Below are 25374 nucleotides of genomic sequence, written 5' to 3' on the forward strand. Positions count from 1 at the left end.
AAGCGCGGCGTGCATACGCCGCGCCGATCCCATTTGAGGAGCTGTACTCGTGAGCAGACTGTCATATGCCGGTGGCCCGGCAGAGAGCGCCACCCCGCGCCGTGATGCCCAGCCGGGCGTCACGCAGGCGCGCGCGCTGATGGACCACCTCGGCTGGATCGCCGCGGCTGGCGTGGCCGGTGCGGCCGCAGGCTTGCTGGTGGCGCTGTCGGCGCCGCCGCAGTATCGCGCGCAGGCACTGGTGCAGGTCGAGGGGCGCGATGGCGGCATGCGCAGCGTCGCCCAGATGCAGGGCCCGGCGGCCTTCGACGCGGGCCTGCTCAAGAGCCGCGCCGTGGTCGGTCCGGTGGTGGAGCGGCTGCGGCTCGATATCACCGCGCAGCCGCTGCGTGCGCCGCTGGTGGGCGCGCTGGTCCAGCGCTTTTCCACACCCGGCCAGCCGCGCGGCACCTGGCCCGCCAGCCTGGGCTATGCCTGGGGGGGCGAGCGCCTGGTGATCGCCAGCATGACCGTGCCCGAGGCGCTGGTAGACCAGCAGCTCACGCTCGAGGTGCGCGGCGAGGGCCGCTACCGCCTGAGCCAGCAGGACACCGTGCTGCTCGAAGGGCAGGCCGGCGAGACCGCGATGGCCAACGGCATTGTGCTGCGCGTGGACAAGATCGAGGCCGGGCCCGGTACGCGCTTCCAGCTCACGCGGCACGACCTGGCCCGCACCGCCGAGTCCGTGCGCCGCGGGCTCACGGTGGAAAGCGAACGCAGCGAAACCGCGGCGAGCCTGGGCGGCGCGGCCGACCCCCTGACCGCGCCGGGCGGCACCGTACGCGTGAGCTGGGAATACCCGGACCGCCAGCTTGCCGCCCAACTCGTCAACGGGGTGACGCGCGCCTATATCGACGGCCAGACCGACAAGCGCCGCCAGGACGCGGCCGGCACGCTCGCGTTCCTGTCGGGCGAGCTGCCGCGCGTGCAGAGCGAACTCACGCGCGCCGAAGAGGCGCTCACGCGCTACCGCGCGCGCACGGGTTCGCTGCAGCCCAGCCGCGACGCGCAGTCGTTCCTCAGCAACAGCATGGAGTACCAGCGCCAGATCGCAGCGCTCAGGCTTGAGCGCACGCGGCTGCTCCAGCGCTTCACGCCCGAGGCCAACGAGGTCCGCACCGTCGACAGCCAGATCCAGCAGATGACTCGCGAGCGCGCGGAGATCGACGCGCGCATGCAGACCCTGTCGGCCTCAGAGCGCGAATCGGTGGCGCTCACGCGCGACGTCAAGGTGGCCGAGGACATGTACATGTCCTTGCGCAGCAAGGTCGAGCAGCTGTCGCTGATGCTGTCCGACAGCTCCACCCAGATGCGCGTGGTCGATGCCGCAATCGCGCCGGTCACACCGGTCGGTCTCGGCGCGTGGCCGTTCGCTTCCGCCGGCGCCTTGCTCGGCCTGTGCCTGGGCGTGGCCGCGGTCAACCTGCGCCAGCGCATGCGCCCGTCGGTAGCCAGCGCCGCCGATGCCGAAGAGCGCCTGGGCATGGCCATGCTGGGCGATATCGCCTTCAGCAACGAGCAGACCGAGCTGGAACGGCTGGTCGATGCCAAGCGCCGCCTGGGCATCGCCTCCGGCTTTGTGCTGCCGCCCAATGTGCGCCTCGGCTGGCCCGACTCTGTCACCAGCGTGATCGACGCCGCCACGGCGGCCGCCCCCGAGGACGAGCGCGCGCGCGCCGAACGGCTGCTGCGCCAGGGCCTGCACGACCAGTTCCTGCTGGCGCGGCGCGCCCCGCATTCGCTCGCCGTGGAAGGCCTGCGCACGCTGCGGGCGGCGCTGCATTTCGCGTTGCGTGATGCGCCCAACTGCGTGGTTGCGGTGACCAGCCCCGCCGCCGCCGCCGGCAAGACCTTCGCCGCGGTCAACCTGGCGGTGCTGTTCGCTGAAGCCGGCCAGCGCGTGCTGCTTGTCGACGCGGACCTGCGCCGCGGCCGCGTGGCGGACTGGTTCGACCTGCCTGCCGAACCGGGGCTGGCAGAAGTGCTTGCGGGCCGCAGCGCGATCGCCGACGCGGTCAAGCCGAGCGTGGTCAACGGCCTGTTCCTGCTCAGCCGCGGCGCGGTGCCTGCGAATCCGTCCGAGCTGCTGATGCTGCCCGCGCTGGCTGAATCCCTGCGGCTGTGCGCGGGGCGCTTCGACCTGGTGCTGGTGGACACGCCGCCAGTGATGGCGGTGGCCGATGCCACGCTGGTGGCCAACCTGGCCGGTTCCACGCTGGTGGTGGTGCGCGCCGATGTCACGGCGACGGCGCAGGTCGACGAAACACTCAAGCGCCTGGCGCATGCCAATGCGCGGCTGGCCGGCGGCATCCTCAACGGTGTTATGCCCCGGCGCAGCAACCGGGCGGACTTCAACACCATCAATCCCTATCTGGGCATGCCCCTGCCGCCGCCACAGCTCAGGCATCCGGCGCTGGCAAAGTCAGAAGCGCCCGGGCAATCCTGAGCGGCAGGACGTCGGCCGTACCCATTTCTGCGTGCGGTCCGTTAGTGTCCTGCCGCAGGAATGGGCCGCGGCGGCAACGCGATGGCGTGCAAGTCAGGTCAGCGCGCCGGCGCGAGGCCGCTATGGCGCGAGCAGGATATGGGCACCAACGACGTTGTTTGCAGCATCGGCACCGGCGCCCACCTTGATGGTGTAGTTGCCACCGCTCAGGTCCGTCGTGATCGAGTTGTTCATGAACGTGGCTGCCTTGATGATGCCGACCACCGATCTGGAGCCGAAGTTCTTGTGCGGATAGGAAAGCTTGTTGCCTGAGAAGCTGGCAACCCCGGCCCTGATATTGGGAAAATCGTCGCGGTAGTCAGGCCCGTGCGTGCTGATGAAGGTGTTGTTCTCGATCACGACGCTTGCCCCCGCATCGGCCGCCTGGAGCCCGACGCCACTGCTCCTGATGGTGTTTCCCCTGACGATCGTATTCACTGCCTTCATGTCGCCAATGCCTTCCGAGAAAGAGGGATAAACACCGCCGTCGATGGTATCGATCTGATTGTTTTCAATGACGGCTCCGGGCGCCGACAGGATGATCACGTAAGGGTGCTTGTTCCCGGCCCGGCCGACGAATTCCGAATTCCGGATGGTGACGTTCTCGGTGTTGCGGCCATTGTCGCCGCCGACGAACTGCGAGCCTTTGTTGTTCACGAAGCGGCAGGCATCGAAGACCATGTCTCCGGTTCTTGCGGTCACGCCGTCGGCCGGCGTCCCGTCTGGCTCGATATCCACCCCGGCGGCGGGCGCGTGGGTAGGGTAGGCCCCGTCGGTCAGGCCCGTGTTGCGGAATGAGGAGTTTGTGATGCGGAAGGATCTTGCCTGCATGATGCTCATGCCCTGACGGGCATTGTTGTACGAATCCACCGCGTGGATGGTGCCATTGAGATCGGCGGTGAAGTCGCCGCCGATGAACAGGCCATCGCAGGCAAAGTGATGGATCTTCAGGTGGCTGAGTTCATAGTTGGAACTCGCGTGCGTCTGGATGCCGAAGGAAGGCGTTTCACTCAGGGGCTTGCCATTCGCCGAGGGCGGCCGCGACAGCTTGTCGACGTTGCCGTTGAGCTCCAGGCCCGAGATCCTGAAGTTGCTGGCGTTCCTGATCTCGAACCCGAGCTGGTGCCTGGCCGAATACCATGATCGGCCAGAGAAGTGGTCGTTGGTGATGGTGAAGTTCCCCTTGAAGGAAACCACGGACCCGGTGCAGCCGATCAGGCTGAAGTTGCTGGCTTTCAGCAGCCGGATATTCTGGTTATGGTTCGTCCAGGGACCGCGGGTGACGGCGTAGCGATCGATGTAGTAGGTGCCCTTGGGGAAATATACGATCTGGCGCCTGGTAAACCGTTGATTGGAAATATCCGCCGCCATCATCTGGAAGGCCAGATATTCATCCGTGACGCCATCTCCCCTGGCCCCGTAGGAGGTGATGGACCTCACGGTGGCGCCGGGATAAGCCTGTTTCTCGGCGCTCAGGAGGGGGCAGGGATCCGCGCGTCCGGAAGGCTTCGTGGCCGCGGCGTCTGCCGCGCCTGCGCCCGATGGGTTGCCGGAACCTTGCCGGGTCTCATTCGCACTCCCGCTTGTCGCCCGGGATCCGGCCTGCGCGTAGCTCGGAAGCAGCAGGAACGAAGAACAGGCGACAGCGGAGACTGACGGCCAGAGGCGCTTCGATTTCTTTCGCTTGTGCGGAGCAGACATCATGTCCCCCTGAATGACCGCTGGCTGACCCGGCGGTATTTGCCAGTAGCTGTCACGACTTCACATGGCAAGCCCTCCGGTCCGGCAGCGGACGGAGGGCTTGCATGCCGGCGATAGTCCGGAGTCCTACGTATTTCTACTTCGTTGGTCGTGGTCAATGCCGGCTGAGCTTCCTCAGGCCCGCTTTGGCGGCTTGGCGCTGTACTCGCCAAGGTAACGGTATTTGCCGAAGTAGTAATGCGCCCGGTACCAGCGCCCCTCGATGCGCAGGCCGTTGAGCAGCACACCCTTGACGTCCGCCCCGCTCTGTTTGAGGGCCCGATACGATGCCTGCAGTTCGTTCACGGTGGTCTTCTCGGCGAGCGCCACCAGGAAGACCGCCGCAGCCTTGCCCGCCAGGATGCCGGCGTCGGTGGCGGCCAGGATGGGCGGGGTGTCGATCAGGACCAGGTCGTAGCGCTTGGTGAGTGTGTCGAGCAAGTTCTCCATGGCGGGGCTGAGCAGGACATCCGCCGCATGCGGCGGCTCGCTCCCGGTCGAGATGAAGTCCAGGCCGGGCGCGACCTCTCTCTGCACGACCTGTTCGAACGGCGCGCCCAGCAACAGTTCAGTGAGCCCGGGCGTGCGCTGGGCGCCAAAGCGGCGATGCAGCGATCCGCGCCGCAGGTCGGCGTCAATCAGCAGCACACGCCGGCCGCTGGCGGCGATCGCCGAGAAGTTCGCGCAGATAAAGGACTTGCCGACGCCGGGCGCCGGACCCGTGATGACCACGGTCCGGTTCTTGTTGCCGGCCAGCGCGAACTGCAGGGCGGTGCGGAAACTGCGCAGCGTCTCCACGGCGGGATCGTCCGGCTGCTCGCGTACCAGCAAGCCGCCACCGCTTGCGGCGTCCCGCGTCTGCGCTTCCTGCGGGGCGAAGGGGATCGTGGTGTAGACCACCAGGCCCGTCCTGCGCTCGATCTCGTCGGCGTCCGCGACGCCGCCGTTGAAGGCATGGCGCAGCACCACCGCAGCCAGGCCGGCGATCAGGCCGAGCACGACCGCCAGCGTGGCAATCACCTCGCGGTTCGGGCGGATCGGGCCGAGCGGCACTTCCGCCGCGTCGACCAGGCGCGAGTTGCCCACCTTGCTGGCCTTCATCAGCCTGAGCTGCTGCACATCGTTCAGCAGGGACTGCAGCATTTCGGTGCTGACCTTTACGTCGCGCATCAGGCGCAGCACGTTCTGCTCGACGTCAGGCAGCTTCTGGATGCGGCCCGCCAGGCCGTTGATCTGGGCGTTGACGCTGGCGATCTGGGCGTCGATCAGGGAAATGATAGGGTGGTTGGGCATGAAGCGCGCGTCCAGCTCCTGCCGCTTCTGCCGAAGCTCTTGCAGCTTGGTCTGGAGCTGGACCGACTGGTTCAGCATCAGTTTGGATTCCTCGGGCAGGTCAACCGTGCCGCGCTGGTTGCGCATGGCGTTGTAGCGGTTCTCTGAGGTCTCGACCTGCTGCTTGAGCTGAGGCATTTGCTGTTCCAGGAAGGCCAGCGACTTCTCCGCTTCGGCAGCCTTGCGCAGCACGTTCTGTTCGACATACGCGTTGCCGATCTCGTTGAGCGTGGCCGCCACCATCGCAGGGTCGTCGCCTTCCAGCGAGATGCCGATCACGCCGCTTTGCCTGCCGCGCTCGGTGATCACGAGCTTGCCCTGCAGGCGTGCGATGGCGGTGCTGCGTGGCAGCCGGCGCAGTTCGAACCTGGCGCCGGGGCGTGCGTCGAGCTGGCTCACCAGCAGGCGGACGGCGCCGGCCGGCGTGGCGATCGACAGGGGCGCGCCGACCTTGCCGCTGGCCCTGGCGTCGCCGCCATTGAACGACACCGAATAACCGCCGTTGCCGGTCGCGGTCAGGTCGATCCTGCGGTCTTCCATCGATTCCGGCACCTCCAGCTCCTTGACCGCAATCGATTCGCTGCCCCAGGCATAGCCACCCCAGCCGAACAGGCCCGGGTTGGACAGTTCGCGCTTGAAGTGCGCGATGGTCTGCCCGATCAACGGAAAGTAGCGCGGCTGCGCCTCGACATCCAGATGCAGGGATGCCACGGCCTTGCCCACCACCATGCGCGAACGCAGCAGCTCCATTTCCGCCGTAGCCGCCGGCTTGATGTCCAGCACCGGCGATATCGACGTGGCCAGCTTGCTGGCACCTCCGCCATTGCTCTCTTCCACCTGGACCACGATGTCGGTGCGGTAGACCGGCGAGGCCACCATGGCGTAGAGCAGGCCCAGCGTGACGACGAAGATGGCGACGCCGCAGAACGTCCAACGGTAGCGGACCAGAATGTCGAGGTAGGCGGTCAGGTCGACAGACTTGTCCTGGTCTGCGGCTTCCTCGATCGCGTCATCTCGGTTGGTTATCGTTCTCATGTCGCCTCCCTGTGGCTGTCAATCGACGCAATGGCGTGTTCCTGTTCCAGTTGCGACGACCAGGACAAGATTCCCTGCTTGATCATCTCCAGGACAATGCTGAACATCTGCTGCGAACTGCCGTACGGGTCGGGCACGTCGAGATCCATGCCTTCGCAAAGCCGGAACGTCTTGCCGCGCGACTGCGGGAAGCGCTGTTCGAGCGCTTCCCGCTGGAGGCTCTCCATGACCAGTACCAGGTCGGCGGATTCCACCAGGACGCTATCGACCGCGCGTGCCCGGTGGCCGGCGAGGTCGCAGCCCTCGTGGGCCAGCAAGCGCACGGCGCGCGGATCGGCCGCGGCGCCGACAGGCGGCGCGAGCCCGGCCGACGTCACGTCGAAACCGGGCAGGGCGCGGTTGAGCAGCACTGCCGCCATCGGGCTGCGGCAGATATTGCCGAGGCAGACAACGAGGATGGTTCTGGGCATGCCTGTTTCACTCACTTGATCCCTGCCGCAGTGCCGATCAGCGACGTGGACGGCAGCAGCAGGCTCATCACGCGGCTCCAGCGAACCAGGTCGCGGGCGTCGACATAGACCACGTCTTTCGGCTCCAGCTCAAAGCCTTCGGCAATGGCCAGCGCCGCCGGCGACGTGCCGTCCAGGTGGAACACCGAGGGTTCGCCGTTGGGCGCTTTGCGGATGACGAAGATCTGCTCCGCGTTGGCCGTGCCCGGGTTCACGCCACCGGCGTCACCGAGCGCCTCGTTCAGCGTCATGCGGCCATTGCGCATCAGCAGCGATGTCGGTTTCCCCACCTCGCCGGTCACGAAGATCTTGTTGTCCTCGCGCTGCTCCACGCGCACGATGTCACCGGAGCGCAGCATGATGCGGGCCGGATCGGTGCCCCTTGCCAGCAAGGCCGGGATATTGACGTACCAGCTGCGCTCGCCGCGCGTCACGCGTATGCGGCTGTTGTCGCCGGTCAGGTTCAGCACGCCGCCGGCACGGTTGAGCGCCTCGACCAGCGTCATCGGCGCATCGTCGATGGCGAGCATGCCGGGCGTACGCACTTCGCCGTCGACATAGACGCGCTGGCTGCGGAAGCCCAGCACGCGCACGGTCATTTGTGGATTGCGCACCACGCGGGAGAGGATGCGGGCGGTTTCGTCGCGCACCTGGTTGGCGGTCTTGCCAGCGACCTTGAGCGAGCCGGCATAGGGAAACTGGATGTCTCCCTGTGCGCTCACCACGTAGCCGGGCAGGTTGGAGCCACCGGTCGATGCGGGAATTTCGAAGCTCGCGCCGGGGCTGTAGGTCTGGGTCGGGAAGACCAGTTCGGGGTGGTCCCAGACCACCACTGAAATGATGTCGCCCGGGCCGATCCGGTAAGGCTGCGCCGGGGCATACAGCTCTTCGACGCGCTCATTGGCGGGCTTGATCTTGTGGCGCAGTTGGCGCACCAGATCGAGCGTGATCGGCGTCACGGTGGTGGTCGCGTTGGGCCCGACCGCCTTGACCGGTGCGTTGCTGTCGAAAACCATGCCGGGGGAGGCGGCGCATGCCGTCAGCAGTGCACTGGTCAGGAGAGGCAGCAGCGACGCCGCAGGGCCGCGGCGCCGCGGCTGGTTGGAGCGCTGGATGGCACAGCTGTAGATTGATCTCACGGCGATCTCCTCGCGAAGCGGGCAGGCAACCAGGCCGGTACTTCACCCACGATGCATTAATCGTAGGAATGCCGGCTGAAAGTCTCGGTGCGCTGACACACATTGCTTTCAAGCGAGAGCACCGACTACGGCACGACCGAAAGCAGCACGGCACGGACGGCGGTTCCCCTCCTCCATCAGGAGGAGACGGCCATCTGGATGATGGTGCCGCCACGGCCAGGCTGTAGTCTGCGGGAACACACAGCCGGCACGGCTGCATGTCTGGTCAGCGAATGGAGCATAGGCCACGGCCATGGGGGCAGCCCTGACGGGGCGCCCCGCAGTGTGCGGGGGGCAACAGTGAGCGCGGTTGCTGGGGGGCAGAATACTTAGAATCGGTGCAAGCGCCCGGTCAACCGGGTGGCAGCGCCAGGCGCAGCCGCGGCGACTGAGGTTCAGTGCCGGGAGGCGTCATCAGAACGAAGCGGAGACGGTCCTGGCAAGGCGCGCGGCCCCGGACAGCAACAGTTGTACGGCAGGATCGCGCAACGAAGCCAGCGTGCTTTTGATAGGGGTTCCAACGAAGACCGGCAAGACTGGCAGGTGCGCGCGGCACATCCGGCGGCCCTGCCGGCAACGACTTTTCCGATCTTCTTTCCGGAGAGACCTGGCATGCAAATGCAGATCGCCCGCAATGTATTCTGGCTGGTCTTCGAGCGTGGCCTGCAGGTGGTGTTCGGCATCGTGAGCGTGGCCATGATCGCACGCGCCGTCGGCCCCGAAGGCTTTGCCGAGTTCCAGTACGCTCAGTCGCTGGTGCTGATTGCATCGGCGGTCGCCCTGATCTGTGGCAATGAAGTGGTCATCCCGCGCCTGGTTGCGGACCAGGCGCCGGCCGCGCAACACCGGCTGCTGGCCCATGTATTCGGGCTGCGCGAGATTGCCGCCGTGGTGGGCTACCTGCTGCTTGTGGTGGTCGTGGCAATGACGGAAGACGACGAGGTCATTGTCGTGATCGTTTTCATCACTGGCATCCCCATGCTGTTCCGCGAACCCTTCGGCGCGGTCCGGACCTGGCTGCAGGCGCGTACCGACAGCCGCCCTGCCGTGATCTTCAGCATGGTCGGCCTCGCCTTCCGGATGATTGCGGTCTCCGGGCTCTACCTGGCAGGCACGGACTCCGCGCCGGTCTTTGCCTGGGTGGTGGCGGTGGAGTCGCTGTTGTTTGCCGTGCTGCACGCCCGCTACTACCGCAAGCGCAGCCCCCGCGTGGCGGTCGAGCTTGACTGGTCTCTTGCCAGGAAGCTGTTGCGCGACGGCACGGTGTTCTGGGCGAGCATGATCCTGATGCTCTGCGCCAAGCGCATCGATCAACTCCTGCTCAAGCCGCACATTTCCCTGTTCGAGCTTGGTGGCTATGCCGCCTCCATGCAGGTCCTGGACAACTTCATGATGCTCAGCGCGATCGTCGCGAGCTCGGTGGCGCCGTTGATGATCTACGCGCAGCCGACCTTGACGCTGGTACGGCGCAATGTGCTGTACGTCGTCGCCGGCATGGTCTTCATGGGGGTCGCGGGAGGCGCAGTGCTGGCTTACTGCGCGCCCTGGATCATCGCCCTGATCTACGGCGATCACTATGATGCCGCGGCCAGCCTGCTGCGGCTTTCCGCGATGGCATCCGGGCTGGTGTTCGCTGATGCGGCCCTGTCGCTGCTGGTGATCTACCTGCGCAAGCCGAACTGGCTGGTGGAGAAATGGCTGCTGGTGCTGGGCACCATGATCCTGGTGGATCTGATCGCGATCCCCATCCACGGTGCCCGGGGCGCCGTCTATGGCTATATCGCAGGCAATTTGGTAGCGGTGATTGCCGGCATCGGCTTCTTCATCCGCTCCCGTGAGCCGGTCGCAATGGAGCAGGCGGTGTGACCGGCAGGCGCGCCTGAGGCGGCCAACTCTTGCTTGGGGTTTCGACCATGGAATACGCATCTTCCGCGTGGCATGTCATCAGCGCGACGCTCGTGCTGATGCTGGGCGCACCCGTGGCGGTGAGCATGGGCCGCAAGTTCGGCACCCGGCCGAAATGGGGGCTGTTTCTCTATGTCTGGCACACCATTTTCTGCATCTTCTACGCCAAGCTGGTGATGGAGAGCGGCGGAGACGCCGCGGACTACTTCGAGGCGTCGCTGGCGCCGTCACCCGAGTTTGGCATCGGCACGCGCGCCGTGAGCTACTTCACGCATATCTTTTCCATCTACCTCGGCTTCTCGTACGTGGGGGTGTTCTTTGTCTTCAACATCTTCGGGACGATCGGCCTGCTGGCGTTTGACGCGGTGCTGCGCACGGTGACACAGGACAGGAGCCGATTCCTGCGCAGGCTGGCCGTGGTGATCGTGCTGCTGCCGTCGATCAGCTTCTGGAGCGCCGCCATCGGCAAGGATTCGGTCGCCTTCATGGCCACCAGCCTTGCGCTATGGGCAAGCATGTCCATGCCGCGCCGCAGCTGGCTCATGATCATCGCCATCGCCTGCATGTTCCTGATGCGGCCGCACATCGCGGCGATCATGATCCTGTCGCTCGCTGCCTCAATGGTGTTCTCGGCCAAGGTCCCCTGGAAGTGGCGGGCCGCGCTGGTCAGCGTGGCATTGGCCGCCTCCGCGGCTATCGTGCCGTTCACCATCCAATACGCCGGCCTGGAGATGCCGGCGGACGGCGATTCCATCGAGACCTATGTCGAAAAACGCCAGGGCTACAACCAGCATGGCGGGGGCGGCATCGACATCGGCAGCATGTCGCTGCCGATGCAGCTCTTCACCTATGTCTTCCGGCCCCTGCCGTACGAGGCAAACGGCATCTTCGGCCTGGCGGCGTCGCTGGACAACGTGGTGCTGCTGGTGCTCGCGGTGCTCGGTGTGTGGGGGATGATTCGCCGGCGAGGCGATCGCGTGGTACTGAGGAACGCGGCGTTTCTCTGGATCTACAGCGCCGGCACCTGGCTGATCCTGGCGCCGATGACGGCGAACCTGGGCATCTCCGTGCGGCAGAAGTGGATGTTCGTGCCGATGCTGGTCTGCCTGCTGATCTGCAATGTCAGGGAAAGGCAGGTCAGGCGCCGGGCTTCGGCCGCTGAGTACCAGCCGCTCGGTACCAGCCGCTGAGTTTCAGCCGCTGAGTTTCAGCCGCTGAGTTTCAGCCGCCTGCCGCCACGTCGGCCCGCCTGGCCATCACCATCATCCGCCGCCCACGCAACAATCCGCGCAGATGGGCGGCGTTGCCCCCTTACCCAGCCCTTGATCCAGTGCTCCGTGCGCGCCTGCCTTGCTGATCTGAGGCGGCTGCGTACTCCCTGTCTCGCGAATCAGTGGGTCGCTCTGATACCTCCACCGGCTTTGCCCTGGCACCAAAGCGGCGATTGATATAAATCCGCATCGGCTTCTCGACGACGAAATGCAGCAGGATGGCGATGCCGACCGTCAACGCCAGCAGCAACGCTGCCTGCGCTACCCCCGGCAGGGCGGCAAGGCTCGCCATCTTGCCCCGCGCGAAGGCGAACATGTATTGCGGAATGCGCTGCACGATATAAATGCAGTAGGAGACCTCGCCGAGGAAGACGAGGCTGCGCAGCGACAGCACGCGGGTAAGAGCATCCTTTTCGTAGGAGAGGAAGAACACCAGCCCGGCCGCGCCGGCGACGAACAGGACATCCAGCCCCAGTCCGACGCCGAGCACGCAGACAGCCAGCGACAGCATGCCGCCAGCGGCGAAACCGTTGTGGCGCGGCATCGCTTCGCGCAGCCGGCAGAGCAGCACCCCCAGCAGGAATTCCGGAACCAGCCGTGCCACGCCGCCGCTCAGCGACAGATGGTCGGGCGCGGTGGCTTCCACTGCCGCGAGGGCCGCCAGGGCCAGGCAGCCGGCCATGGCGATGCGGGCCTTGTTCAGGCGTGGCGCTGCCAGCAGGAACAGCGGGAAGAAGACATAGGCAAACCATTCGGCGCTGACCGACCAGCCGACGTCATTCCACCCGCTCGGCCCGGCGTACTGCCACGCGCCCAGCATCAGCGCTTCCGGCACAAAGCTGGACAAGGTGTAGTTGCCCGTGCCGACGGTGTGCGTATGCAGGCCCAGGTCGCGGACGATCACAGCAAGCGCGAAGGCGAGCAGGCAGAAGAGGTAGACCGGGTAGATGCGGGCGATCCGCGCCACGATGAACTTTTTCCACTGCAGCTGCTGCCCCGGCGCCGGATCGTAGTTGTAGGCGAGGATGAAGCCGCTCAGGATAAAGAAGCCGTCGACGCCCAGGTAGCCATGATCGAAGTACGTGCTGGTGAAGCCGATGTTGAAGAGCATGGCGTCCTGCTCGTAGACATGGAAATAGTGCCTGCACAATACCCATAGGGCCAGGAACAGCCGCAGGCTGGTGAGTGGCTTGAATTGTTGCATCGAACGCTCCCGTTTCTGTCAATGCCGAAGCCGGCTGGTGGCCGGTCTGATAGTCGTGGGTCTGCGCCTGTTGCTTCCGTCACCGCCGCACGCCGGCCTCGGCTGGCGATGTACCGCCTGCAGGCGCAGAGTGCTAATCGGCGGGGCTTTTCGCCTCCTGGAACGCCGCCGCCGGAGGATGCGGTAAGACCCCGGTGCGGCTCTCGGCCAGGGGCTGCGGCACGGCGGGCGCATCGAAGGCACGGCTGCCGCCTTCCGCGGCGTGGCACCGGCTGATATGCCGCGCGATGCGGGGCGCGGCATACTTGGCGCCATAGACAAAGCGCAGTACCGGCCCAAAGCTCAGCGCCGACGCCGGTCCGGTGATATAGAGTCCCGGCATGGCGGATTCGAAGTTGCGCGACACGTCCGACCAGCCATCGACGAGCGACAGCGCGCTGACGATTTCCGGCGACAGGAAGGCATGCCTGGCCAGGTCGACCTTGAACCCGGTGGCGGCGACGACGTGGTCGCCGGTGATGGTTGCCGGTCCGTTCTCACCGCTTACCTCCAGCACCACCTCGTCGTTGCGGATCGCGACGTGCCGGACCGTGGTGTTCATCCGGAGCTCGATCTTGCCGGCCACCCGGTCACGCAGCCACCACGCCCCGGAGGGGCCGAACGAGGCCTCGGCGATGCGCTTGCGCGTTCGCTGCCCGACACCCCGGAACAGGTACGGGAACTCAGACAGGACATAGGGATACCAGCCCTGGGCCAGCCCGCCCTCGGGACGCAGCATGCGCGACAGCAGGCTGCGTCCGACCTCCGGATCTTCGTTCCAGGAAATGATGCCGCCCCGGACCAGCACACGGACATGGGCGCCCAGTTCGTTGAACAGTGCCGCCAGGCCAAGCGCCGACTGCCCGCCGCCGACGATCACGATGCGCTTGCCCCGGGCCCATGCCAGGTTGCCGATCTCACCCGAGTGCAGCACATGCGGCCTGGGCAGCCCCTGCAGCACCTTCGGCGTCTGCTCGAACCCCTTGAGCCCGAGGGCGACCACCACGCGCCGTGCGGCCAGGGCGCTCCCGTCACTCAGGGACAGGAGGAAGCCGTCGTCCTGGCGGCGCAACTCCGTGACGTCCACCGGGCGGACGTGGCCAACGAGCTGCGACTGGAACCAGAGCCCGTACTCGACAAACCGTTCAAGCGGCAGGCGCATGCCGATGGGGGCATAGGGCAGGTGCATGAGGCGGCAGTAATCCTCCAGCCGGTAGCCGGCGTGGGGCGCGTACAAGTCGGAGGCGAAGGCCTCCGATCGCATCAGCATCCCGGGCGGCATGAAATTGCGCCAGGCCAGCATGGGTTCCCCCAGCACCTGGTGGGGCACGCCGGCGTCGCTGAGGTGGGCCGAGATCGACAGTCCATACGGGCCAGCCCCGATAATCGCAGTGTCTGTGGTCGAGATCATTGCTGTTCCTGTTGGACCTGGTCGCGGCGCGTGGAAGGAAACCAGCCGCTCCAGTGCAGCAGGAAGCGGTCGAGCGGCATGCTCAGGCAGTAGTGTTGGATGGCAGGCAGCGGGTCATCCCAACGGAAATAACCGTCGAAAATGCGCGCGCCGTGGGGCATCAGGCTGCGCGGCGCGGAACGGAGGAAGGTCGCGCGCCAGACCGCGCCGCCGGGCGGGGGCGTGGCCGCCGGCAGGTCGGGCAGGCCCAGTTCATGCCGGTAGGCCGCCAGCGGGATATTGACCCCGCACAGCGTGGCGATCTCCTCCTGCCAGTCGATCCGCCCGACGGTCGGCTCGATCATCACGAAGCGCCGGTGGATCTCGTCCCACTTGTATTCCATGCTGCCCATGCCGTAGAAGCTGGCGCGCTCGGCGAAGGCCAGCGTGATCGGCTCCAGTTCCTCGCTGGCTTCGGGGGCCGCAACGCAGACGGCGGTGCTGCCGATTTCCGGCGGCCAGCAGGCGAGCTTCCTGCCCGTGAACACCGCCGCGGCCTTGCCATCCATGCCGCGGTAGAAGAGCGTGAAATGGATATTGCTCTGCGGGCCTTCGATCCATTCCTGCGCTACGATGCCGCCAGGGGTGCGCAGCATGGCGCGGGCGTGGGCTTGTCCCTCGGCAAGCGATTGCACGCGGATTGCGCGCTCCTTTTCCCCGGTCAGGGCCTGGCGCTTGTCGTCGGGCTTGATCACGGCGGGATAGCGCAGGCCGGACAGCAGGGGCACGTCGAGTTGTCCGTTCATGATGACCGTGCGCGGCACCGGGAAGCCGTTCTCTTCGGCGAAGCAATGGAAGGCCGACTTGCTGCTGAGCATGCGCACGCCTTGCGCCGGCGGCACGCAGAACCGGAACCATTCCGACAGCTCATCCCGGTTTTCCGAGACGCTGTGCACGGCATCCTCGTCGGTCAGGAACAGGACGGGCCGCTGGCCGAGACGCCGGGCCAGCGCAATCAGGTCTTCGGTGAATTCGCGCCCGACCAGGCTTCGAATGATGTGCCGGCGCGCATGGCGGGACCAGGACGCCGGCGTGGTGTGCCCGGTGTCTGCCAGGAGGACGGGAATCCCCTTGCCCGCCAATGACCGCACTAATCCAAGCCCGCCGAGTTCGCCGCCGACGACTACCGCCGCGGTTGTCTCTGCCGGATCCAGCGTGCTTTTCATCATGATTTCCGGGAAGTGTTAGGCGCTGCACTGAGGCCGGAAGGGGCCAGAAAAAGGGCAGGAAGGGGGTGCCTGGCGAGGTCCGCACGGTCTGCCCGTCGCGTCGATACCGGTGCCCGGCATGCGCACAAGTCGACGAATGCAATCTAGATCGATGCACATGGCTTATCCGTACGAGGACACACACACCGTTTGAAACATCCAGCACGGTCCTGCCGTCCTGTCGACACGGGTGCCGGCAATGCGCACCGGGTCGGCACTGGCAAGCTACCGCGACGCAAACGGGTGATCCGTACGGGGGCACACACATGCCGGCTTTTCCAACACTCGCGCACGGCAGCCGGCGTCACCACAGGCCGGCTACCTACCGAAGGATGATTGCGGCTCCGCCCTAAGGCTAATGTCGGGGCGCTGCATCCCGGCGCCAAATACCAGGAGCCATTGCACCCGATCGCCAGGGAGGAAGACATGTCCTGTCTGTTGCCAGAGACCGCCGCGCGGGAGAGCCTGGTTATCATGGTCACTACAACCGAGCCCGCAGGCTGGGAGCGGTTGGTGGTGCAGCGTCTGCAAGCCTCGGGCACGTGCCGAGTGGTCGAGCGCGCGCTTGGCGCCATGAACGCGCTGGAGGAAGCGAGCAGCACTGCCGATCGGGCGAAGGCGCTGCAGGCGGGCGGGCCGGTGACCGCCATCGTCGACCTGACCGGCAGGCTCGATACCGGCTGGAGCCGCCACGCCGCAGAGGGCGTGTGGCGCCTGTGCGACGCGCGCGGCCTTGCCCCGGGCGACCCGCACCACGGCCTGGAGACCCACGCCAGCGGTGCCGGCATCCGCCTGCACCTGGTGGCCTGGACGCCCTCGCATGCGGTCATGGTCGATACCGCGTCCGGCTATGCCGAACCCTGCGAGAAGGTTCGCCCCGAACGGCTTGCCGTCATGGGTGCGTCGCTGCTTGACGGCGCCCTGCGCGAGATCCGCGCCCTGGGTGGACTGTCGGGGCGCCAGGCCTGGACGGGGTGCCATGGCCGCGTGCCGGCATGGCGGCGCCTGCTCTGGCGCCTGCGCGCCCTCGGCAGTCACGCCATCATCCAGCTCAAGGGATTCGTGCTGGTGGAGGAATGGATGGTGGGCATCGTCGAGATGGCGTTTGCCGACGCCGTGCACGCGCAGCGCCTGCCGGTGCGCTGGCTCGGCACTCGCATGCCGTCGTACTGCTGGGCCGATCCTTTCGGCGTGCCCGGCAGTCCGGACGAGATCTATTGCGAGGAAGTCGACTTGCGGCAGAACATTGGCCGCATCGTCAGGCTCAAGCTGGACGCGCACGAGGCGCCGTCCAGCGCGGGGCAGGTCGATCTCGGGCTGCCGGGGCACCTGTCGTTCCCGTATCTGTTTCGCCATGACGGGGCGCTGTACTGCGTGGCGGAGTCTTCGCAGAGCCGGCGCTGCGTGCTGAACCGGCAGGAGGAAGGCGGGCGCTGGCAGCAGGTCGCGGTGCTGCTGGAGGACGTGGCCGCAGTCGACCCGACCATCTTCGCGCATGAAGGCCGTTTCTGGCTGTTGTACACCGACGTCGCGATGGGGCAGTTCGACAACGTATGCCTGTGCTATGCGGATAACCTGCTCGGCCCCTGGCAGCCGCACCCGCAGAACCCGGTCAAGTTCGACCACGGCTCGGCGCGCGCGGCCGGCTCGGTCATGCGGGAAGCAGACGGGCTGCTGCGCGTGGCGCAGGTCTGCAAGACCGGCTACGGGCAGGCCATCGCCGTCAACCGCATCGTGCACTGCACGCCCGAGTTCTATCGGGAGGAGACGGTGGGGGTCATCAGCCCGGCGGGGGATCGTGTCAACCCGCACGGCTTGCACACCTTGTCGGCGTGGGGCGGGCGCGTCGTGGTGGACGGCAAGCGCCATGGTTTCAATGGCGGCGTGCTGTGGCACAGGATCGTGTCGCGCGCCGCCCGCGCCTTGCGCCTGCCGCTGCCTACTCGAACCCCATCTCGCGCAGCATCACGGCGTTGACCTTGCGCACGTCGTACTTGGACTCGGCGATCTGACGCGAGCGCTGGCCCATGCGCACGACTTGCTCCCAGTCCTCGATCAGCTGCATCATGGCCTGCTCCAGCGCGCCCACGGACTTGACCGGCACCAGCAGGCCGTTGTCGCCGTCAACCACCGTCTCGCGGCAGCCTGGCGCATCGGTGGTGATGATGGGACGGCCCATCGCCATGGCTTCCAGCACAGAGCGCGGCGTGCCTTCACCGTAGGAAGGCAGCACGTAGACGTTGCAGCCGGCAATGGCGGGGCGCACGTCGGACAGGCGGCCGAGGAAGTCGACGGTTCCGTCCGCGACCCATGCGTCCAGCTCGTCCTGGGCGATGGCGTCGGGGCTGGCATCGATCCAGCCCACCAGGCTGAAGCGCGCACCGGCGCCCCGCGCCCGGATTCTTCGCGCGGCCTCGGCATACTCGCGCACGCCCTTGTCGCCCAGCAGGCGGGCGATCAGCAGGAAGCGCGGGCCGTCGTCGGGCAGGGGCGCGACCTCGAAGCTCGCCACGTCCACGCCGGAACCATTGACAATGCACGAACGCTTGCCGGCCGGCAGGATTTCCGCGCGGCGGAACAGCGCCTCGTCATCGGGATTCTGGAAAAAGGTCGTATGGGCGCGGCTGAGCGCCAGCGCGTAGAGCCGCTGCACCACCGCGCGCAGCCGGCTTCTGCCGCTGTCCTCGCGAAAGGCATAGCCCAGCCCGGTGATCAGCGCGAAGCGGCGCGGCACGCGCGCCAGCCAGCCCGCCAGCATGCCGTAGATCACCGGCTTGATGGTGTAGCTCATCACGCAGGCGGGCCTGACCCGCCGCATCAGCCGATGCAGGGCGAGCAGCGTGCGCGCGTCGGCCAGCGGGTTCATCCCGGTACGCTGGAGCGGGACGTGATGCACGACCACGCCACGCGATTCCAGCGCGGCGCGCACCTGGTGCCCCGCTGGCAGGTCGGGCGCGGCGATATGCACCTCCAGGCCCTTTTGCTGCAGCGCTGCGATGAGCGGGCCGCGAAACGCGATCAGTGACTCGGCATAGCTGGCGATCATCAGGAAACGCATGCGGGACTCCTTTCCTGTGCGGTCTGGTGCGCGAGCCATGCCTGGAACATCAGCACGCACCAGAGCTGATGCTGCCAGTTGCGCCGCCCGGAAAGATGCTCGGCCCAGCGCTTGCGTATCGGCTCCGTGTTCAGGTAGCCCTCGCGCCGCAGGCGCCGGGGGTCGATCAGGTCCTCGGCCCAGTCGCGCAGCGGCCCGCGCAGCCACGCGTCGATCGGAATGCCGAAGCCCATCTTGGGCCGCTCGATCAGCGTGCGCGGCACATAGCGGTCCAGCACCTGGCGCAGCACCCATTTGGTGGTATAGCCCCGTGCTTCCCTGCGCAACTTGTACGCCAGCGGCAGGCGCCACGCGAATTCGACCACGCGGTGGTCGAGGAACGGAATGCGGGTCTCAAGGCTGTGATGCATGGCTGCGCGGTCGACCTTGGCCAGGATGTCGTTGGGCAGGTAGCTCAGCATGTCCAGCGCCATCATCCGCTCCACGTCGGTCAAGGCGCTGAAGGCCTGCGCGCTGCCGTCCAGCACCGTGGCCGCCTCCGCGCCGCCGACGACGAGCATCTCCGGGTGGGGCCAGTGGGACACCATGCCGCGGTACAGCTCGGCCGACGAGCGCGCCGCCATGACGCCGGCGCCCTTGTGGATCTTCTCGCCCACATTGGCCCAGCGCGAGGCGACGGGGAACGCAGCTGCGATCCGGTTGATGCGGTCTGGCGGGCATCGTGTCAGGCTCCATGCCGCAGCTGCCCGTAGCGGGGCGGGAATGCGCGAGAGCCGGGGCCACAACTCGGCCGTGATCTGGTAGCGGTTATAGCCGCCGAACAGTTCGTCGCCGGCGTCGCCGGAAAGCGAAACGGTGACATGCCGCCGCGCCAGCTCGCTGACCAGCAGCGTCGGAATCTGCGAAGAGTCGGCGAATGGTTCGTCGTAGATCCGGGGCAGGCCGGGGATGACCGCCATCGCATGTTCGGGCGTGACGTACAGCTCGGTATGGCTCGTGCCAAGATGCCGCGCCACCGCCTTCGCGTGTGGGGCTTCGCTGTAGTCGGAATTATGAAAGCCAATGGAGAAGGTGCGGATAGGCTGCGACGATTGCGACTGCATCAATGCCACCACCGTCGAGGAATCGATCCCGCCGGACAGGAAGGCACCGAGCGGGACGTCCGCCATCATCTGGCGGCTTACCGCATCACGCAACAGCATCTCCAGCTGGTCCACGGCTTCGTCCGGGCTCCCGGCGAAAGGATGCTGAACGCCGTCAAGCGCGGCCTCGGCACCGGACCAGTAGGGCCGCAGCACGGGCTCAGGCGCCCCCAGCGAGACCGTCAGCAGATGCGCCGGCGGCAGCTTGGCGACATTGTGGTAGATCGAATGGCTGCCGCTCACATTGTTGTGGCGCATATACAGGCACAGCGCGTCGCGGTTGATGCGGCCCTCGAACGCCGGGTGCGGGCGCAGCGCCTTGAGTTCCGACCCGAACAGGAAGGCACGGCCCCTGCCGGTTGCCTGCCAGCCGTAGTAGAGCGGCTTTTCGCCGAGCCGGTCGCGCGCCAGTGTCAGCGTGCAGGTCCGCCGGTCCCACAGCGCAAACGCAAACATGCCCACGGCGCGCCGGACCGTGGCCTCGGCGCCCCAGGCGTCGATGCCGGCAAGCAGCGTTTCGGTGTCGGAGTGGCCGCGCCACCGGGGCGCGACGCCGGCACGCTCCAGCTCGGCGCGGATGTCCAGGTGGTTGTAGATCTCGCCGTTGAAGGCAATGACATGGCGGCCGCTGGCGGCGGTCATGGGCTGGTGTCCGGCCGCGGACAGATCGACGATCGCCAGGCGGCGGTGGGCGAGCCCGAACGGCTGGTCCGGATCGCACCAGGTGTCGCCATGGTCCGGTCCGCGGTGGCGGATCTGGTTGGCCATGTCGGCGAGCAAGTCCGCCCGGTCGGCGAGGGTGGCGGGCAAGCCGCCAAGAAATCCTGCAAATCCGCACATGGCTATGTCCCGGTTGTGCTCAGGCGTTCAGTGCCTGCTGCATCTGCACGTACCAAGGCATCGCCTCGGCCAGCCCGTCGCGGACGCGGTGGGTGGGCAGGTATCCCAGCAGGCGTTGTGCCTTGCCGATGTCGGCCTGGCTGTGGCGCACGTCTCCGGCCCGGAAGCCGCGATAGACCGGCTCGGTGCCGGCGGCGACGCCGTAGGGCCGCAGCCCGTCGCGAAGCAGCTCGAACAATGTGGCCAACGTGGTGCGGTCGCCAACCGCCACGTTGTAGACCTGGCTGTCCCCCTCGCAGTGGTCGCTGGCGGCGGCGAGCAGGTTGGCCTGCACGGCGTTCGCGACGTAGCAGAAATCGCGGCTGGTTTCTCCGTCGCCGTTGATGTAGACGGCCTCGTGCCGTAGCAGGGCTGCGATCCATTTGGGAATCACCGCCGCATAGGCACCATTGGGATCCTGGCGCGGCCCGAACACGTTGAAGTAGCGCAGCCCAGTGGCATGCACGCCGTAGCATCGGTGGAAGACGTCGGCATACAGCTCGTTGGCGTACTTGGTGACCGCGTAGGGGCTCAGCGGCTTGCCGATGCGGTCTTCCACTTTCGGCAGGCCCGGGTGGTCGCCGTAGGTGCTGCTGCTCGCCGCATAGACGAAGGTACTGACCTGCGCGTCGCGGGCGGCGACCAGCAGGTTCAGGAATCCGCTGATATTGACGCTGTGAGTCGCGATTGGGTCTTCCAGGCTGCGCGGCACGGAGCCGAGCGCCGCCTGGTGCAGCACGAAGTCCACCGGGTACAGGCCGTTGGCTGCGCCCTCGCGCCCGGGCGGGCAAAAGCGCATGGCGCTGCGGCAGTGCTCGAGGTTGCGGATATCGCCTTCGATAAAGCGGAAATTGGCCCACTGCCGGGGCGACACCAGCGCCTCGACCTCGATGAGGTTGCGGCGGTGCCCGGTGGAGAAGTTGTCCAGGCCGACCACGCGCTGGTCGAGGCGCAACAGCGTTTCCAGCAGGTTGCTGCCGATGAATCCGGCGACGCCGGTGACAAGCCACGTGCGCGGCGCGGCGGCCAGGCGGGCCTTGAGGTGCGCGTAGGCGTTCTCTTGCATGGGGACGGTGGTTCCGTTGCGCCGCTTCCGGCGGGTTTTCCGTGCGTGACCGCAAGGCGGCTACAGGCGTGCGTCGATTTCGCTCCTCGGCAGGATGCCCTTGACGTCGAACAGCACCGCATGCGCCTTGCCGAGAGCCTTGATCGCCCGCACGCCCATGGTGACGAACTGGTGGTGCGCGACCGCCAGCACGATGGCGTCGTACTGGTCGTTGCGCGGGGCCTCGCGCAGGCAGGACAGGCCGTATTCGTGCTCGGCGTCTTCGATATTGATCCACGGGTCGTAGACATCGACCTGAGCGTTGTAGCTGCGCAGCGTGGTCACGATGTCCACGGCCTTGGTGTTGCGCACGTCCGGGCAGTTCTCCTTGAACGTCAGGCCGAGCACCAGCACGCGGCTGTCGAGCACCGGAATGCCCCGGCGCAGCATCAGCTTCACCACCTCGTCGGCAACGTGGATCGCCATCTTGTCGTTGATGCGCCGGCCTGCCAGGATGACCTGCGGGTGATAGCCGACCTCCTGCGCCTTGTGCGTCAGATAGTAGGGATCGACCCCGATGCAGTGCCCGCCGACCAGGCCCGGGCGGAACGGCAGGAAATTCCACTTGGTGCCGGCGGCCCGCAGCACTTCGAGCGTGTCGATGCCCAGCTTGTGGAACAGCAGGCTGAGTTCGTTCATCAGCGCGATGTTGACATCGCGCTGGGTGTTCTCGATGACCTTGGCCGCCTCCGCCACGCGGATGCTGCTGGCGCGGTGCGTGCCGGCCACGATGATCCTGCCGTAGAGCTTGTCGATGGCCTCGCTCGCCTCGGGCGTGCTGCCGCTGGTGACCTTGCGGATATCCGGCAGCCGGTGCTCCTTGTCGCCGGGGTTGATGCGCTCCGGGCTGTAGCCGCAGAAGAAGTCCACGTTGAACTTCAGGCCGCTGTGCCTCTCCAGCACCGGCACGCAGATTTCCTCGGTGGCGCCCGGGTAGACGGTCGATTCGTAGATCACCACGGCGCCCGGCGCCATCGCCCTGCCCACGGTCTCGCTCGCCAGGATCAGCGGCGTCAGGTCGGGGCGCTTGGCCCGGTCCACCGGTGTGGGCACGGTCACGATAAAGACCTGGCAGTCCCTCAGCGCTTCGGGATCGTTGCTGTAGCGCAGGTGGTGCGCGCTGCGCAGCTCGTCCGGGCCGACCTCCAGCGTGGCGTCGTGGCCGGCGCGCAGTGCTTCGATGCGTGCGGCATTGACGTCGAAGCCCAGCACGGGCTGCTGCTTGCCGAACTCCACTGCGAGCGGCAGGCCGACATAGCCCAGCCCTATGATGGCGACTTGTGCGTGACTGAGTTCCATGACCGTGATCTTCCGAGTAGTCGAGCCTGTCGTCGTCGGCATGGAAAGGCAGACTCGTTGAAATTATCGTGCGCGGGCGGCGTGCCGTGCGCGGCGGTTCGTGTCTTGACGTACACAAGCCCGCAGCCGTGCGGCAGTGGTGGCCCGCGTCATGCCATGCCGATTTCGCTGGTGGTGGTTTCTCCGGATGTGCCGGACAGCAGGCGTTCCCAGTGCGTGCCGATTTCGCCCGGCGTGAACCTTTGTGCGTGACGGCGGCCCGCTTCGGACAGGCGGGCCGCCAGTTCGGGACTGGTGATGACCGCCGCGATCCCACGCGCCAGCGCGGCGGGGTCGTCGACCGGACTGAGCTGGGCGTTTTCTCCGTGAGTGAGCATGGCCTTCACCCCGGTCTCGCAGTTGGTGGCGACCACCGGCAGGCCATATGCCATCGCCTCCAGCAACACCAGCGAAAAGCCTTCAAAGCGGGAACTGAGGCACAAGAGAGAGGCGTCGCGGTACACCGACTCGATATCGCTGCGTGCCGGTTCGATGTGTACGCAGTCTTGCAGGCAGAGCCGGTCGCGCAGCTGTGTCAGGGATTCGAGCAACTCGCCGTTGCCCACGATCCGCAGCCGCCAGTCCGGAAACGTCGTGGCGATGGGCACCCACGCTTGCAGCAGCACGTCGAAGCCTTTGACGTCGGCCAGGCGCCCCACGGCAACAGCGGTGCGGGACGTGCGCGCAGCCGGCTCGGCGGGGATGGGGAAGGTCAGGATATTGGGGATGACGTCGATATTGGTGCAATGCAGGCTGCGTACCCATTTCTCGCGGTCCAGCTCGGTCAGCACCACGATCCGCTCGCAGGTGCGTGCGGCGAGGCGGCGCGCGATGCTGCGCAGCGGCAGGCCCAGGTCCTGGTCGAAGTTGCAATGCTCCCAGGCAATGCGGCGCATGCCCAGCCCCAGGCATGCCGGCAGGGTGAACAGCGTCAGCAAGGGGTCGACTTCCACCAGCACCGCAATCTTGTGCTGCCGGAGGTAGCGCCGCAGGCGCGCGATGGTGGGCAGGAATTGCGAACGGAAGGAAGGGCGCCGATCGAACAGGGCGTCGTGCCGGACCGCCGGATCGAGCCGGAAGCAGCTGCGGGGATCGCACAGGCTGAGGATGTGGATGTCGTGGCCGCGCCGCGCCAGCTCGTTCGCCACCGTGGCGGCCATGCGCTCGGCCCCGCCGAATACGTTCAGCGTGCCGGTCAGGAAGCAGATCGCCGGCGCCGCCGTCGCGTCGGCGTCCTGGTGCCGGCCCGGGCTACTGGTAGCGCGCGGCCGCATCGGTGGCCTCCACGTGTGGCGCCGCGCCGGCGCTGGCGAGCCTTGCATACAGGCGCAGCCACTCGCGGGCAATGACCTCGATGTTGAATGCCGCCGCGATATGCTGGTGCCGCGCCGCTTCGTCGACAGGCTCACCGCGCCCGTGCGCGACCGCGTCGCGAATGGCGCGCGCCAATGCCGCGGTATCGCCACGAGGGACCAGGGTGCCGATGGTGCCGAGCATGGCCGGGACGCCCGAGGCATCCGTGGCGACCACCGGGCATCCGCACGCCAACGCTTCGCCCACGACCAGCGGCATCCCTTCGATCAGGGACGACAGCACGAACAGATCCGCCGCATTCAGCAGCGCCGGCACGTCCGCCCGCTGGCCCAGCAGACGCACGCGCCCGCTCAGCCCGTACTGTGCGATGCGCTGCGCCAGGGCATCGCGCAGCGGCCCGTCGCCAGCGATCATCAGCAACGTGCCGGGCCCGGGGCACGCCTGCGCGAAGGCATCGATGAGGTCGGCCTGGGCCTTGTCCGGCACCAGCCGGCCAACGTTGAGGACGAACCGGTCGCCCGGGCCCAGGCCGAGCCCGGCACGGGTGGCGGCGCGCTGTTCAGCGCTGGGCCGGTAGCGGGTGGTATCGAAGCCGTTGGGCATGTAGATGATGCGCGTCTCAGGGGCCGCCCGCACCTCGATCATGCGCTGCCGGCCTTCGTTGCTGACCTGGGTGGTGAGATCGGCCCAGCGGTCGGTGAGGCGGTACGCCAGCATGCGCCAGGTGCTGCCCTCCATGTAGTTGTGCGCCGTGCAGATCGTGGCGGGGACCGGGCACACGCGTGTCAGCAGGCGCGCGACCAGGTTGGCGTGAACCAAGTGGGCATGGATGACGTCGGGGCGCCAGCGCAGCACGAACCGCCGGACCTGCATGAGGGTGGCCAGCAATGCCAGCGGGGTCTTGCGTATCGCCAGCATCAGGGTCTCGACGCCTTCCGGAAGCTTCACCTCGCAGCCCGGCATCAGGCTGATCACTGAGACCGCGTGTCCCAGCGACAGGTACTGGCGCGCGAGCGCGGCCACCTGCTGTTCCGCGCCCCCCATCTGCAGGCAGGTGATGAGCAGGGTGATCCGCATTGGCCCGGCTGGCTTTCCGGATTGGCTCTGGTCCATCCTGTCTCCTCGGCATGGTTGATGCGGTCC

General features: G+C 66.9%; 17 protein-coding genes. 4 read left to right on the top strand and 13 right to left on the bottom strand.

All coding sequences use genetic code 11. The features are described 5' to 3' along the window. Nucleotides 1-49 precede the first annotated feature (49 nt). Entirely contained in the window at nt 50-2485 is a 2436-nt protein-coding gene (locus tag KB879_RS17840) for a polysaccharide biosynthesis tyrosine autokinase (protein WP_211979517.1), read from the top strand. 120 nt (nt 2486-2605) lie between these two features. Here the strand turns inward: KB879_RS17840 and KB879_RS17845 are convergent, their stop codons facing one another. The 4 genes from KB879_RS17845 to KB879_RS17860 form a co-directional block, all read right to left on the bottom strand. Next, entirely contained in the window at nt 2606-4228 is a 1623-nt protein-coding gene (locus KB879_RS17845) for a right-handed parallel beta-helix repeat-containing protein (protein ID WP_238553108.1), read from the bottom strand. A 171-nt stretch (nt 4229-4399) separates the two neighbouring features. Beyond that, entirely contained in the window at nt 4400-6631 is a 2232-nt protein-coding gene (locus tag KB879_RS17850; RefSeq protein ID WP_211979518.1) for a polysaccharide biosynthesis tyrosine autokinase, read from the bottom strand. After that, complete coding sequence (locus KB879_RS17855; protein WP_013951738.1) at nt 6628-7101, bottom strand: low molecular weight protein-tyrosine-phosphatase; 474 nt, start codon at nt 7099-7101, stop codon at nt 6628-6630. The genes KB879_RS17850 and KB879_RS17855 overlap by 4 nt, the downstream gene beginning before the upstream one ends. Nucleotides 7102-7112: 11 nt before the next feature. Beyond that, a complete protein-coding gene (locus tag KB879_RS17860) occupies nt 7113-8279 on the bottom strand; it encodes a polysaccharide biosynthesis/export family protein (protein ID WP_211979519.1) in 1167 nt (388 codons plus the stop codon). A 651-nt stretch (nt 8280-8930) separates the two neighbouring features. Between KB879_RS17860 and KB879_RS17865 the strand changes: the two genes are divergently transcribed. Then, entirely contained in the window at nt 8931-10184 is a 1254-nt protein-coding gene (locus KB879_RS17865; protein ID WP_013951740.1) for an oligosaccharide flippase family protein, read from the top strand. 47 nt (nt 10185-10231) lie between these two features. Then, entirely contained in the window at nt 10232-11413 is a 1182-nt protein-coding gene (locus KB879_RS17870) for a hypothetical protein (protein ID WP_153954309.1), read from the top strand. A 121-nt stretch (nt 11414-11534) separates the two neighbouring features. Here KB879_RS17870 and KB879_RS17875 read toward each other — a convergent pair whose 3' ends face one another. The 3 genes from KB879_RS17875 to KB879_RS17885 all read right to left on the bottom strand — a co-directional run bounded on the left by KB879_RS17875 (nt 11535) and on the right by KB879_RS17885 (nt 15356). Further along, entirely contained in the window at nt 11535-12698 is a 1164-nt protein-coding gene (locus KB879_RS17875; RefSeq protein ID WP_013951742.1) for an acyltransferase, read from the bottom strand. A gap of 133 nt (nt 12699-12831) precedes the next feature. After that, on the bottom strand, nt 12832-14148 hold the full coding sequence (locus KB879_RS17880; RefSeq protein ID WP_013951743.1) for an NAD(P)-binding domain-containing protein: 1317 nt from the start codon (nt 14146-14148) through the stop codon (nt 12832-12834). After that, entirely contained in the window at nt 14145-15356 is a 1212-nt protein-coding gene (locus KB879_RS17885; RefSeq protein ID WP_153954311.1) for a carboxylate--amine ligase, read from the bottom strand. The genes KB879_RS17880 and KB879_RS17885 overlap by 4 nt, the downstream gene beginning before the upstream one ends. A 513-nt stretch (nt 15357-15869) precedes the next feature. Between KB879_RS17885 and KB879_RS17890 the strand changes: the two genes are divergently transcribed. Further along, nucleotides 15870-17372, top strand: a complete 1503-nt coding sequence (locus KB879_RS17890; RefSeq protein WP_228772428.1) for a hypothetical protein — start codon at nt 15870-15872, stop codon at nt 17370-17372. Here the strand turns inward: KB879_RS17890 and KB879_RS17895 are convergent. The 6 genes from KB879_RS17895 to KB879_RS17920 all read right to left on the bottom strand — a co-directional run bounded on the left by KB879_RS17895 (nt 17335) and on the right by KB879_RS17920 (nt 25308). Continuing rightward, nucleotides 17335-18453: a glycosyltransferase family 4 protein gene (locus KB879_RS17895; RefSeq protein ID WP_013951746.1), complete on the bottom strand. Its 1119-nt coding sequence runs from the start codon at nt 18451-18453 to the stop codon at nt 17335-17337. The two genes, KB879_RS17890 and KB879_RS17895, sit on opposite strands and share 38 nt — an antisense overlap. Next, nucleotides 18441-20435 (bottom strand): asparagine synthase (glutamine-hydrolyzing), encoded by a 1995-nt coding sequence (asnB, locus tag KB879_RS17900; protein WP_211979520.1) that lies wholly within the window; start codon nt 20433-20435, stop codon nt 18441-18443. Before asnB ends, KB879_RS17895 begins: the two co-directional genes overlap by 13 nt. 19 nt (nt 20436-20454) lie before the next feature. Then, nucleotides 20455-21540 carry an NAD-dependent epimerase/dehydratase family protein gene (locus KB879_RS17905; protein ID WP_153954315.1) on the bottom strand — a complete coding sequence of 362 codons (1086 nt, stop codon included), beginning with the start codon at nt 21538-21540 and terminating at the stop codon, nt 20455-20457. A 60-nt stretch (nt 21541-21600) separates the two neighbouring features. Next, entirely contained in the window at nt 21601-22878 is a 1278-nt protein-coding gene (locus KB879_RS17910) for a nucleotide sugar dehydrogenase (protein ID WP_228772429.1), read from the bottom strand. A 149-nt stretch (nt 22879-23027) separates the two neighbouring features. Next, nucleotides 23028-24191, bottom strand: a complete 1164-nt coding sequence (locus KB879_RS17915; RefSeq protein WP_153954317.1) for a glycosyltransferase family 4 protein — start codon at nt 24189-24191, stop codon at nt 23028-23030. Beyond that, nucleotides 24169-25308 carry a glycosyltransferase gene (locus KB879_RS17920; protein WP_194946820.1) on the bottom strand — a complete coding sequence of 380 codons (1140 nt, stop codon included), beginning with the start codon at nt 25306-25308 and terminating at the stop codon, nt 24169-24171. Before KB879_RS17920 ends, KB879_RS17915 begins: the two co-directional genes overlap by 23 nt. Nucleotides 25309-25374 lie beyond the last annotated feature (66 nt).

Origin of the sequence: Cupriavidus sp. KK10 (assembly GCF_018223725.1) — a bacterium.
Lineage (GTDB): Bacteria > Pseudomonadota > Gammaproteobacteria > Burkholderiales > Burkholderiaceae > Cupriavidus > Cupriavidus necator.

Bases quoted from the DNA above. Each gene is read 5' to 3' on its own strand.
- KB879_RS17895 (WP_013951746.1), bottom strand. From the start codon at position 18,453: ATGCGTTTCCTGATGATCGCCAGCTATGCCGAGTCACTGATCGCGTTT.
- KB879_RS17875 (WP_013951742.1), bottom strand. From the start codon at position 12,698: ATGCAACAATTCAAGCCACTCACCAGCCTGCGGCTGTTCCTGGCCCTA.
- asnB (WP_211979520.1), bottom strand. From the start codon at position 20,435: ATGTGCGGATTTGCAGGATTTCTTGGCGGCTTGCCCGCCACCCTCGCC.
- KB879_RS17915 (WP_153954317.1), bottom strand. From the start codon at position 24,191: ATGCGGCCGCGCGCTACCAGTAGCCCGGGCCGGCACCAGGACGCCGAC.
- KB879_RS17920 (WP_194946820.1), bottom strand. From the start codon at position 25,308: ATGCGGATCACCCTGCTCATCACCTGCCTGCAGATGGGGGGCGCGGAA.
- KB879_RS17865 (WP_013951740.1), top strand. From the start codon at position 8,931: ATGCAAATGCAGATCGCCCGCAATGTATTCTGGCTGGTCTTCGAGCGT.
- KB879_RS17870 (WP_153954309.1), top strand. From the start codon at position 10,232: ATGGAATACGCATCTTCCGCGTGGCATGTCATCAGCGCGACGCTCGTG.
- KB879_RS17905 (WP_153954315.1), bottom strand. From the start codon at position 21,540: ATGCAAGAGAACGCCTACGCGCACCTCAAGGCCCGCCTGGCCGCCGCG.
- KB879_RS17855 (WP_013951738.1), bottom strand. From the start codon at position 7,101: ATGCCCAGAACCATCCTCGTTGTCTGCCTCGGCAATATCTGCCGCAGC.
- KB879_RS17890 (WP_228772428.1), top strand. From the start codon at position 15,870: ATGGTCACTACAACCGAGCCCGCAGGCTGGGAGCGGTTGGTGGTGCAG.
- KB879_RS17845 (WP_238553108.1), bottom strand. From the start codon at position 4,228: ATGATGTCTGCTCCGCACAAGCGAAAGAAATCGAAGCGCCTCTGGCCG.
- KB879_RS17885 (WP_153954311.1), bottom strand. From the start codon at position 15,356: ATGATGAAAAGCACGCTGGATCCGGCAGAGACAACCGCGGCGGTAGTC.
- KB879_RS17880 (WP_013951743.1), bottom strand. From the start codon at position 14,148: ATGATCTCGACCACAGACACTGCGATTATCGGGGCTGGCCCGTATGGA.
- KB879_RS17910 (WP_228772429.1), bottom strand. From the start codon at position 22,878: ATGGAACTCAGTCACGCACAAGTCGCCATCATAGGGCTGGGCTATGTC.
- KB879_RS17850 (WP_211979518.1), bottom strand. From the start codon at position 6,631: ATGAGAACGATAACCAACCGAGATGACGCGATCGAGGAAGCCGCAGAC.